Annotated in this window: 13 protein-coding genes and 1 pseudogene; 5 read left to right on the top strand and 9 right to left on the bottom strand. The window is 31.9% G+C overall.

Annotated elements, in window-relative coordinates; all coding sequences use genetic code 11:
* Positions 1-96 precede the first annotated feature (96 nt).
* On the top strand, positions 97-390 hold the full coding sequence (locus B3J26_RS11605; protein WP_291063190.1) for a hypothetical protein: 294 nt from the start codon (positions 97-99) through the stop codon (positions 388-390).
* Positions 391-618: 228 nt separating this feature from the next.
* On the opposite strand, the pseudogene B3J26_RS11610 reads toward B3J26_RS11605, so the two are convergent.
* From B3J26_RS11610 to B3J26_RS11645, 8 genes and pseudogenes are all read right to left on the bottom strand, one after another.
* Positions 619-1191: pseudogene (locus tag B3J26_RS11610) on the bottom strand (DUF1572 family protein).
* Between the two features lie 6 nt (positions 1192-1197).
* Positions 1198-1716 (bottom strand): DUF421 domain-containing protein, encoded by a 519-nt coding sequence (locus B3J26_RS11615; RefSeq protein ID WP_219035373.1) that lies wholly within the window; start codon positions 1714-1716, stop codon positions 1198-1200.
* Positions 1717-1782: 66 nt separating this feature from the next.
* Complete coding sequence (locus tag B3J26_RS11620) at positions 1783-1965, bottom strand: hypothetical protein (protein WP_038333804.1); 183 nt, start codon at positions 1963-1965, stop codon at positions 1783-1785.
* Complete coding sequence (locus tag B3J26_RS11625; RefSeq protein WP_280037520.1) at positions 1965-2873, bottom strand: M28 family metallopeptidase; 909 nt, start codon at positions 2871-2873, stop codon at positions 1965-1967. The genes B3J26_RS11620 and B3J26_RS11625 overlap by 1 nt, the downstream gene beginning before the upstream one ends.
* A 39-nt stretch (positions 2874-2912) precedes the next feature.
* The gene (locus B3J26_RS11630; RefSeq protein ID WP_291074647.1) at positions 2913-3581 is read right to left on the bottom strand and encodes a sterol desaturase family protein; all 669 of its coding nucleotides are present in this window, start codon (positions 3579-3581) and stop codon (positions 2913-2915) included.
* Between the two features lie 133 nt (positions 3582-3714).
* Positions 3715-4998: a citrate synthase gene (locus B3J26_RS11635; RefSeq protein WP_125350643.1), complete on the bottom strand. Its 1284-nt coding sequence runs from the start codon at positions 4996-4998 to the stop codon at positions 3715-3717.
* Between the two features lie 80 nt (positions 4999-5078).
* Entirely contained in the window at positions 5079-6371 is a 1293-nt protein-coding gene (gene eno / locus B3J26_RS11640; RefSeq protein ID WP_038333789.1) for a phosphopyruvate hydratase, read from the bottom strand.
* Positions 6372-6577: 206 nt separating this feature from the next.
* Positions 6578-7027, bottom strand: a complete 450-nt coding sequence (locus B3J26_RS11645) for a hypothetical protein (protein WP_291067217.1) — start codon at positions 7025-7027, stop codon at positions 6578-6580.
* Between the two features lie 130 nt (positions 7028-7157).
* Here B3J26_RS11645 and greA point away from each other — a divergent pair, with 130 nt between their 5' ends.
* Genes greA through B3J26_RS11665 form a run of 4 tightly spaced genes read left to right on the top strand, consistent with a single transcriptional unit; the run spans position 7158 to position 9008 of the window.
* On the top strand, positions 7158-7637 hold the full coding sequence (gene greA, locus B3J26_RS11650) for a transcription elongation factor GreA (protein WP_019976987.1): 480 nt from the start codon (positions 7158-7160) through the stop codon (positions 7635-7637).
* A gap of 21 nt (positions 7638-7658) precedes the next feature.
* Positions 7659-8051 carry an HIT family protein gene (locus B3J26_RS11655; protein WP_114999218.1) on the top strand — a complete coding sequence of 131 codons (393 nt, stop codon included), beginning with the start codon at positions 7659-7661 and terminating at the stop codon, positions 8049-8051.
* A gap of 3 nt (positions 8052-8054) precedes the next feature.
* The gene (locus B3J26_RS11660) at positions 8055-8624 is read left to right on the top strand and encodes a tetratricopeptide repeat protein (RefSeq protein ID WP_291067220.1); all 570 of its coding nucleotides are present in this window, start codon (positions 8055-8057) and stop codon (positions 8622-8624) included.
* Complete coding sequence (locus tag B3J26_RS11665; protein WP_291074648.1) at positions 8625-9008, top strand: hypothetical protein; 384 nt, start codon at positions 8625-8627, stop codon at positions 9006-9008.
* Here B3J26_RS11665 and B3J26_RS11670 read toward each other — a convergent pair.
* Positions 9005-9433, bottom strand: a complete 429-nt coding sequence (locus B3J26_RS11670) for an NUDIX domain-containing protein (RefSeq protein ID WP_280037508.1) — start codon at positions 9431-9433, stop codon at positions 9005-9007. The two genes, B3J26_RS11665 and B3J26_RS11670, sit on opposite strands and share 4 nt — an antisense overlap.
* Between the last annotated feature and the right edge of the window lie 516 nt (positions 9434-9949).

The raw sequence follows: 9949 nt of genomic DNA on the forward strand, positions 1-9949 counted from the left end.
AATACAAATGCACTACCGGTATTATTATTACAAAAAGACGAAAGTCAAGCATAAACTAAAAGCTCCAAAAGGAGCTTTTATTATTAAATATTTTAAATGAATAAATCAAAATATATTTTAGGTTTTATACTTATCATTCTATCATCAATAGGATTTTCTCAAACAAAAAACAATTATGTTTTAATAACTAAATCTGATTATTCTAATATTAATTACGATTTATTTGAATGTTTTATTCAATTTTTAGATTGTAAAAACTATGATGAAAAATTTACTACTATAGAAGATATTTTTACTCCTACAAAAGGTGAGTATGCTGTTTACAATTTCATTAAAACATACGATGGTCTTTCGTACACAGGAGAAATAAAAATCTTCCATGATTTATAAATATTAAAAATTGATAAAAAAACGAATAAAATAATTGACGGTTATCAATACACAAAAGAATGGGCAGAGTTCCCTCTTGCTTATGATTTATATAGATTAACTAACAAAAAAATAACGTTAAATAATACAATTAATATCCAAGATTTAGATTTTAAACAAATGGATTACTTTACTATTTCAAATAAAAAATTAGATGATGACAGTACAATAATTTTTAAATAAAATAACTTAATTTTTATCTTTCAAAAACTCAGCTGTAAAATGTTGAGTTTTTTTATCAGAAGAAAATTTTGTTTGATTATAATCTGCTGATTTATTCTTCGGAATCGAAAGTGAATTCCATTCATTGTCCTTTATTAATTTTCCTATAAAAACAATTTGACCAACATGATACGGATAATGCGCCAATTGACGATTAATCGCTTCTATTATTGTATGTCCTTCATTTCGGATATAAATAATTTGCTGTAAATCTTCGTCGGTTTTGATTTGTGCTAAAGCATCAAACAAATACTTCCAACCTTTCTCCCATTTATCTAAAAGTTGTTCTTTAGTTTTGATTGTATCTTCAAATTCTTCATCACGATTTCGCCACTCTTTTTCACCATCTGTTGTCAAAAAATCAGTCCAACGCGACAACATATTTCCTGAAAGATGATTCACGATAATCGCAATGCTATTTGAGTTTTCATTGTATTACCAAAACAATTCTTCATCCGTTAATTACGAAAATGTTTTTTCACCCAAATGTTTATAATACTGGAATTGTTTGATAATCCCGTTTACTAAATTATTTTCCATATTCTGTTAATTAGTTCCTTGCAAATTTTTGTGATTATGCTTGCGTTTATAATGCGTTTCCTTAAATTGATTTTTATCCGTTGTCACTATTGAGATATTTCCATCAATCTCCATCATCGCCAATTTCACATCTTTAATATGTTCTACACCATGTTCGCGCATTGCTTCGTTCAATTCTTCCGAATTAATTCTCAATTTGCTCAACATTGTAAAATCAGCTTTTCCATTATGGATTAAAATTTCAGATTTTTGTTCAATTAAGTTTCCTAAAAATTTATTTTTCAACATTATTCTTTTGACAATAAAATTTAAAAGAAACAATACAAAAGCTGCTATCAATCCTCCTTGCAAACTCGAATCTGAACCAACCATTGCATTTTGTACAGCGTTACTAATTAATAAAATTAAGATTACATCGGCCGTATTTAATTGGGATAATTGCTGTTTACCAAAAATTCTAAGTGCAATTAACATAAAAAAATACACCGAAATACAGCGCAAAACAATTTCTAAATAACCTTCCATACATTTATTTTAAGTAAATAAAAGGTACTAAAAAATCCGTTCTGAAATTGGAACGGATTTAAAAATTTATTTTGATTTTCTAAGAATAGAAATTCTGGAAACTCTTAAAATTAAATAGATAATTGCGAGATAAAACTTTTTCTCATAAAACAATTCAAGACCTCTTATTGGGAAAAATTTTTCTGATAAAAACGCTAACAATAAAATTACAATAACCGCAATACTAACAATATTAATTGCTTTATCCATTAGTTGTTATATTTTGGTTGAATATTTTTCTTCATCATTTCGTATAAAGAATGTCCAATTCCTTGTGTAATCTCTGACAGATTTTCGAAATTAATCACCGAAACTTCATCGTTTTTTTGATGATAATGATGTTGATTCTCCATGTTTACAGAAGAAAGCGCATGCGATACCACTTTATGATTCACAAAATTTACATTATCCGAACGATAAAATAATTGTTGCTGCAAATAAGGGTCGTTTTCAACTTTGAATGTTTTAGTAGAATTATTATTCATCAAATTCATCAAATCCGAACGGTCGCTACCTGTCATATATACTTTTCCTTCGCCGAAAGCAGAAACAGTTCCAATCATTTCTAAATTCAACATCACTTTCATATTTGGTAAATAAGACTGAAAATCTGTGTTTTCTACCAACATTTTAGAGCCAATTAATCCAATTTCTTCCGCATCAAAAGCCATAAACATCATAGTTTGCTTAACTTTTTTGTTTTTGAAATAATCAGACAAAGCCATTACAGCCGAAGTTCCACTTGCATTATCATCTGCTCCATTAAAAACTTTATCATCGCCTTTGTCATCTGTTCCAACATGATCAAAATGCGCGCCTACAGCGTAAATATCAGACGATTTACCTTCTTTGATTCCGCAAACATTTTGTCCTGTTTTTCCTTTATATTCAAATTCGATTAAATATGAATCACCAACACAAGGTTTTAATTTATTTTGTTTGAATTTTTCAGCAATCAATTCAGCAGCCAATCGATTTTCGGGCGTTCCAAATTTTCGACCTTGCATAGCATCAGATGCTAATTCTTCGACATATTTCTTTTGATTTTCTTTAGAATATTGCGCGTTTGCTTGATTGAATGCAAGTAATCCAATTGCAAGTAAAGTATATTTTTTCATTTTTATATGTGTGATTAATTTGACGGAAGATACGAAAAATTAACTTTTCTTCTCAAACATCAATTCTTTTACTTTTTCTTTGTCTTCTTTTTCATTCTTTAAGTCGAACATTGTTCCGAAAATACGATCCCAAAACGTATTGGAAACGCCAAAACCTAATTCTTCGTCTTTATAATGATGCAAATGATGATTGCGCCAAAGTGGTTTCATAAACTTGAAAGGCGGCGCAACAGCGTGAATCAAATAATGCATAGACGCATACAATAAATAGCCAATCATAAAACCAGGAAAGAAAGCAAAAGCATATTTCCCTAAAATTAAATATTGAATCAAGAAAATGATTGACGCCAAAAGAATACTTGGAACTGGAGGCATAAACAAACGTTGTTTATCGCGTGGATAATGATGATGATTTCCGTGAAAAATGTAAACAATTCGTTTTAGACTTGGTTGTTCGGCTGTCCAATGAAAAAGATAACGATGCGCAAAATATTCGAACAAGGTCCAAAATAGCATCGCACCAAAAAAAATTGAAATAACTGTTATTGTAGATAAGTCGTAGCTATAAATACCATAATAAATACAATAGGAAAGTAGAGGAATGTACATTCCCCAAATAACTGCGGGATGACCTTTTGTCAACATTTCGAGGTATTTGTTTTCAAAGATTTGCGCTTGACCTTTATTATGTATTTTCTCAAATTTCATGGTTACAAAATTTAATTTACTTAAAAATAAGGTTTTAACATATTTTAAACAAACAATCTCTAAAAATTAATTGTTAAAAAAAATCCGAAAATCAAAGTTTGATTTTCGGATTATATGATAAATAAGAAAATTCTTATCTGTTTTCAATTTCAACGTAATCACGTAATGGTGCTCCTGTGTATAATTGACGAGGGCGACCAATTGGTTGATTTGTTTCGCGCATTTCCATCCACTGTGCAATCCATCCTGGTAGACGTCCAACAGCAAACATAACTGTAAACATTTCAGTTGGGATATCTAACGCTTTGTAGATAATTCCTGAATAGAAATCTACGTTTGGATATAAGTTTCTTGATTTGAAATACTCGTCTTCTAAAGCAGCTTGCTCTAATTTTTTCGCAATATCTAAAATAGGATCATTGATTCCTAATTTCTCTAAAACGTTATCCGCAGCTACTTTGATGATTTTCGCACGAGGGTCAAAGTTTTTATAAACACGGTGTCCAAATCCCATTAAACGGAATGGATCGTTTTTATCTTTTGCTTTAGCTAAGTATTTTTCAACATCTCCACCATCATTTTTGATTGCTTCTAACATTTCTAATACTGCTTGGTTAGCACCTCCGTGTAACGGTCCCCATAATGCAGAAATACCTCCAGAGATAGAAGCAAATAAACCTGCATGAGAAGAACCTACTAAACGTACACTTGATGTAGAACAGTTTTGCTCGTGATCTGCGTGTAAGATTAATAATTTGTCAATTGCATCAATAATAACTGGATCTAAGTCTAATTCTTGACCTGGTTTTTTGAATAATAATTGATAAAAGTTTTCTACATAAGATAATTTGTCGTTAGAGTAGTTAACTGGTAATCCTTTAATTTTTCTTTGTGTCCAAGACGCTAATACTGGGAATTTACCTAATAAAGTAACTGCCGCTTTGTACATATCATCTGGAGAAGTAACATCAACAACTTTTGGGTTGAATGCTGATAAAGCAGCTGTTAAAGATGTTAATACTCCCATTGGGTGAGCAGAACTTGGGAATGCATCTAAGATTTTGATTAAATCTTCTGACACATAGTTATACTCATTAATATCAGCGATAAATTTATCTAATTCAGCTTGTGTAGGTAATTCTCCTTTGATTAACAAATACATTACTTCTACGAAAGAAGATTTCTCTGCTAATTGTTCAATAGGATATCCACGGTACATCAACTTACCTTCTTCACCATCTAAAAAAGTAATTTTAGATTCGCATGCCCCTGTATTTTTGTAACCTGGATCCATTGTGATTAATCCAGTAGCACTTCTTAACTTGGAAATATCAATAGATTTTTCATCCATTGTACCAGTTGTAACAGGTAGCTCCAACTCATTTCCGTTGTAATTTAATATTACCTTATCTGACATTTTATAGTTTATATTATTTATTGCGTAATTTACACTTTTTTTATTAATTTGAGACTGATAAATATCAGTCTCAAATTATTTTATCGCTTAACTTTAAAAGCCTTAAGCCCTGGAAAAATTGCAGTTTCTCCAAGAATCTCTTCAATACGTAATAGTTGGTTGTATTTCGCCATACGATCAGAGCGAGAAGCAGAACCAGTTTTGATTTGTCCTGTGTTCAAAGCAACAGCTAAATCTGCAATTGTAGCATCTTCTGTTTCTCCAGAACGATGAGACATAACTGCTGTATAACGTGCATTTTGTGCCATTTGTACTGCTTTGATCGTTTCTGTTAACGTACCAATTTGATTGAATTTTACTAAGATAGAATTTGCTGTTTCAGCATCAATTGCTTTTTCTAATTTAGTTACATTCGTTACCAGTAAATCATCTCCAACAATCTGAACACGTTTACCGATTTTATCTGTTAAGATTTTCCAACCTTCCCAATCGTTTTCATCCATACCATCTTCAATCGAAATAATTGGATATTTCTCTGTCAATTCTGCTAAATAAGCTGCTTGCTCTGCAGAAGTACGGATAGCTCCTTTCTCTCCTTCGAATTTTGTATAGTCATATTTTCCATCGTGATAGAATTCTGATGATGCACAATCTAGTGCAATCATAATTTCTTCACCTGCTTTGTAACCTGCTTTTTCTATTGCAGAAATTACAGTATCTAAAGCATCTTCTGTACCATCAAAAGTTGGTGCAAATCCACCTTCGTCACCTACTGCTGTAGATAAACCACGATCGTGTAAAATTTTCTTTAATGCATGAAAAACTTCTGTCCCTTTACGTAAAGCGTCAGAAAAAGATTCTGCCTGAACTGGCATAATCATGAATTCTTGGAACGCAATAGGCGCATCAGAGTGAGAACCTCCATTTACGATATTCATCATTGGAACTGGTAATGTGTTTGCATTAACCCCTCCAATGTATCTAAACAATGGTAAACCTAATTCTTCTGCTGCAGCTTTTGCAACCGCCAAAGAAACACCCAAAATTGCATTAGCACCCAATTTAGCTTTGTTTTCAGTTCCATCTAAATCAATCATTACTTGATCGATTAAATTTTGTTCAAAAACAGAAAAACCAATTAATTCTGGAGCAATCACTTCATTTACATTCTCGATAGCTTTCAAAACTCCTTTACCTAAGTACAAGTCTCCACCATCACGTAATTCTACTGCTTCATACTCTCCTGTAGATGCTCCTGATGGAACAGCTGCACGACCTAAAACACCTGATTCTGTATACACGTCTACTTCTACAGTTGGGTTACCACGAGAATCTAAAATTTGTCTTGCATGGATATGCGAAATAATGCTCATTATTAATATTTTTTAATTGATAAAATTTTGATTTACCAAAAATAATGGATTTGAGTAATCTTTACAACGAAATTATCTTTTTTTAAAAATAATTTAATTCAAAAACAATTCGAAAAATTTATGCATGCATAATAAAGAAGTATAATTTCGATGCCTGCAAAGATTATTATTTTTTGAGTGAATTAAAAAAACTTTCGTTAAAAAATTTAATTCGTTATTGTAAGCGTTCCATTTGCATTTACATACACTTGGTATGTTCTTGGCGCTCTATTCGCTACTTTTGTAGGTTGTCCTGTCAATAAAATCCATTCAGAATTATCTGCATCACACACAATACTGATGTCATTCTTTACATACAGAGTGGTTTCTGCACCAGGACAAATATGCGGCGCATTGCGATCGTAAGCTTTGAAACCAGAAGCTGTACGTACCACAATCAAACCTCTAGAACCTGCTGTTGCTCCTTCAACATATACCCATCCTCCTGGATTATTAAGATTAGAATATAATGGTAAATTGATATTGATTGATACATTCACAATTGTATTTGGCACACAACTTACTGTACCATCATCTGAATTGCAGCCTTGAAATAAGCCAGCAAAAACACTAACCAAAATAACCTTATTTAGAATCGTTTTAATAAATTGTTTCATTTTTAATTTGCTGTATTTTTTTTATTATCTTTGTAGTACAATAACTAAATAGTCCTGCGCATAGTATTACATATGTGTAGGATTATTTATTTTATAAGATCTATTTAATAAAAAATTAAACATTGTTGTTATGGCAAATATACAATATGTAACGAAAGAGGGATTAGAAAAGTTGCGTGAAGAGCTTCATCAGTTAGAAACTTTTGAGCGTCCAAAAATTTCGCAACAAATTGCTGATGCGCGTGATAAAGGAGATTTATCTGAAAATGCAGAATACGATGCTGCAAAAGAAGCTCAAGGAATGTTAGAGATGCAAATTGCTAAATTGAAAGAAGTTGTAGCATATGCTCGTGTAATTGATGAATCTAAATTAGACCATTCTAAAGTATCAATATTATCAAAAGTTAAAATAAAAAATACAGCGAACGGACAAGAATTAGTGTACACTTTGGTACCTGAATCTGAAGCTGATTTAGCTAAAATGCGTATCTCTGTGAATACTCCAATCGCAAAAGGATTGTTAGGAAAATCACTTGGAGAAGTTGCAGAAATTACATTACCTAACGGAATGACTTTAAATTTTGAAATTTTAGAAATATCTTTGGACTAAGATTTCAAAAATTAAAAACATATGGCAAGCATTTTCACTAAAATTATAAACGGAGAAATACCATCATACAAAATTGCCGAAAACGATAAGTACATCGCTATTTTGGACGCTTTTCCTTTGGTAGAAGGTCATGTATTGGTTATCCCGAAAAAAGAAGTCGATAAAATCTTCGATTTAGACAAAGAAACCTATTTAGGTTTAATGGACTTTTCTTACGAAATTGCACAAGCTATAGAAAAAGCAATACCTTGTCTACGCGTTGGCGTAGCTGTTGTTGGTTTAGAGGTACCACATGTACATGTGCATTTGGTTCCTCTAAATACAATGCAAGATATCAATTTCTCAAATCCAAAACTTCAATTATCTGCCGAGAAAATGATCGAAATTGCAGATAATATCAAATCATATTTATAATCGATGAACAAATACATTAAATTAGTAATCGCCGCTGTATTAATCGCTTTAGCAATCTTTTTGTTTACCATTCGCGAATACGGTTGGGGATTTGTTTCGTTATTAGTCGCTGTATTTCCAATTTTATTCTATTTCAGAAACGAAAACATCTTGTTAGCTTTCTGGTTTTTACGTAAAGAGGATATGGCAAAAGCGAAAAAATGGTTACAAAAGATCAAAAATCCATCATCAGAAGTAATTCCTAAGCAAATGGGATATTACCACTACATGATGGGAATCACTGAAGCGCAGGACAATGTTGCGGTTTCAGAAAAATATATGAAAGAAGCCTTAAACTACGGTTTATCGTTTGATCATGACAGAGCAATGGCTAATTTATCTTTGGCTGGAGCTGCAATGTCAAAAGGTAAAAAGAAAGAAGCGGAAGGTTACATTAAAGAAGCGAAGAAAAACGATTCGAAAGGAATGTTTACAGATCAAATCAAAATGATGAATGATCAAATGAAACGTTTCAACGTAAGTAATTCGCAATTACAAAACCCACATATGCGTCACAAAGGACGTAAATTCTAAATGGATATATCAAAATTTACAGAAGAATCATCATCAAACACCAACAAGTGGAAACAGATTGAAGAATTCTTCATGCAAAATTTCACAGATGGTGAAAGACCAGATTTAGATACGATTCTTTTTTTGATCGGTGTTCAAGAATTAGGACAAGGAAAAAAACGATTCAAAAAAGATGATAAACTCAATTTATTACACATTGCAGTTTGTCGCGTGTTAGAACCTTTTGGTTTTTATCGTTTCGATGGATTAGATCCAGATGGTTGGCCACATTTTGAGTTGTTGGAAGATTTACCACCTCTCAAAACAAATGAACAAACCTTGTTAATGAAATACGCCGTTATACAGTATTTTGATGATCAAAAAATAATAAACTTCGAGTCTTAAGATTCGAAGTTTTCTTTTTTATACAAATCAACTACCACTTTATCTGCGTCTAACGTAAATTTCTCTACATTCAATTCTTCTTTGGATAACCACAACAATTCGTTGATATCTGCATCCAAAACTTTCAATTTATCCAATGCTTTCTCTGTAATTGTCGCTTTATAATAAATCAATAAAACCTGTTCTGTCGGATCAAAAGCATTCAGCACAAAAAAATCTTGTGTATAAAAATGTTCATGAACTTCTACTTTCAAATTCAATTCCTCTTTTATCTCTCTCCTTATACAATCTTTTGTTCCTTCACCAAACTCCAATCCACCGCCAGGAAACTTATAAATTAACTCTCCCTGAAACGGCTCGTGAATCACCAATACCTTTCCCTTGTGTTCCAATAACGCATATACACGCACATTAAATGGTTTCATATCCTGTTTACTTTAAAACCTAAATATATAAAAATTCTTCATTCAAATGCGTATTATTATAGCGTTCCCTTCGGTCGGGCTATCCGTTGCAATCTTTTGTAGAAGAAAATTGGAAGTGATTACAGGAAAATCCAATTTCTACAAAAGGATTTCCACTACTATCCCTAACGCGGGTTGTAAGTTGTAAGTTTTGAGTGATAAGTTATAATTTATAAGACATAAGATTTAAGACTTACAGGAATAGAAGTAGAAGTTAAAATATCCACTTGAGGGAAATAGGGGCTTTTCGATTTATGAGTTGTAAGTTATAAAGGAAGCTTCCTTTTTATTAAGAAGAAGCTTCTTGTTGGATGAAAGCAAGCTTCCTATTAACTGACTAGAAGCTTCTTGTTTTATAAAACATAGTTTTGAGTTAGCGTAAAGCTTACAGCCTTCAGCCTAAAGCGAAATCCATAAACACAAAAAAGCCTCAAGTTGTTCACTTGAGGCTTTTGATAAAAACTGGCGACGACCTAC

This window comes from Empedobacter sp. UBA5987, assembly GCF_002429865.1.
Classification (GTDB): Bacteria; Bacteroidota; Bacteroidia; order Flavobacteriales; family Weeksellaceae; genus Empedobacter; species Empedobacter falsenii_B.

Coding starts and splice junctions, on each gene's coding strand:
- B3J26_RS11630 (WP_291074647.1), bottom strand. CDS start 3,581: ATGAAATTTGAGAAAATACATAATAAAGGTCAAGCGCAAATCTTTGAA.
- B3J26_RS11665 (WP_291074648.1), top strand. CDS start 8,625: ATGGATATATCAAAATTTACAGAAGAATCATCATCAAACACCAACAAG.
- B3J26_RS11660 (WP_291067220.1), top strand. CDS start 8,055: ATGAACAAATACATTAAATTAGTAATCGCCGCTGTATTAATCGCTTTA.
- B3J26_RS11645 (WP_291067217.1), bottom strand. CDS start 7,027: ATGAAACAATTTATTAAAACGATTCTAAATAAGGTTATTTTGGTTAGT.
- B3J26_RS11635 (WP_125350643.1), bottom strand. CDS start 4,998: ATGTCAGATAAGGTAATATTAAATTACAACGGAAATGAGTTGGAGCTA.
- B3J26_RS11605 (WP_291063190.1), top strand. CDS start 97: ATGAATAAATCAAAATATATTTTAGGTTTTATACTTATCATTCTATCA.
- B3J26_RS11625 (WP_280037520.1), bottom strand. CDS start 2,873: ATGAAAAAATATACTTTACTTGCAATTGGATTACTTGCATTCAATCAA.
- eno (WP_038333789.1), bottom strand. CDS start 6,371: ATGAGCATTATTTCGCATATCCATGCAAGACAAATTTTAGATTCTCGT.
- B3J26_RS11655 (WP_114999218.1), top strand. CDS start 7,659: ATGGCAAGCATTTTCACTAAAATTATAAACGGAGAAATACCATCATAC.
- B3J26_RS11615 (WP_219035373.1), bottom strand. CDS start 1,716: ATGGAAGGTTATTTAGAAATTGTTTTGCGCTGTATTTCGGTGTATTTT.
- B3J26_RS11620 (WP_038333804.1), bottom strand. CDS start 1,965: ATGGATAAAGCAATTAATATTGTTAGTATTGCGGTTATTGTAATTTTA.
- B3J26_RS11670 (WP_280037508.1), bottom strand. CDS start 9,433: ATGAAACCATTTAATGTGCGTGTATATGCGTTATTGGAACACAAGGGA.
- greA (WP_019976987.1), top strand. CDS start 7,158: ATGGCAAATATACAATATGTAACGAAAGAGGGATTAGAAAAGTTGCGT.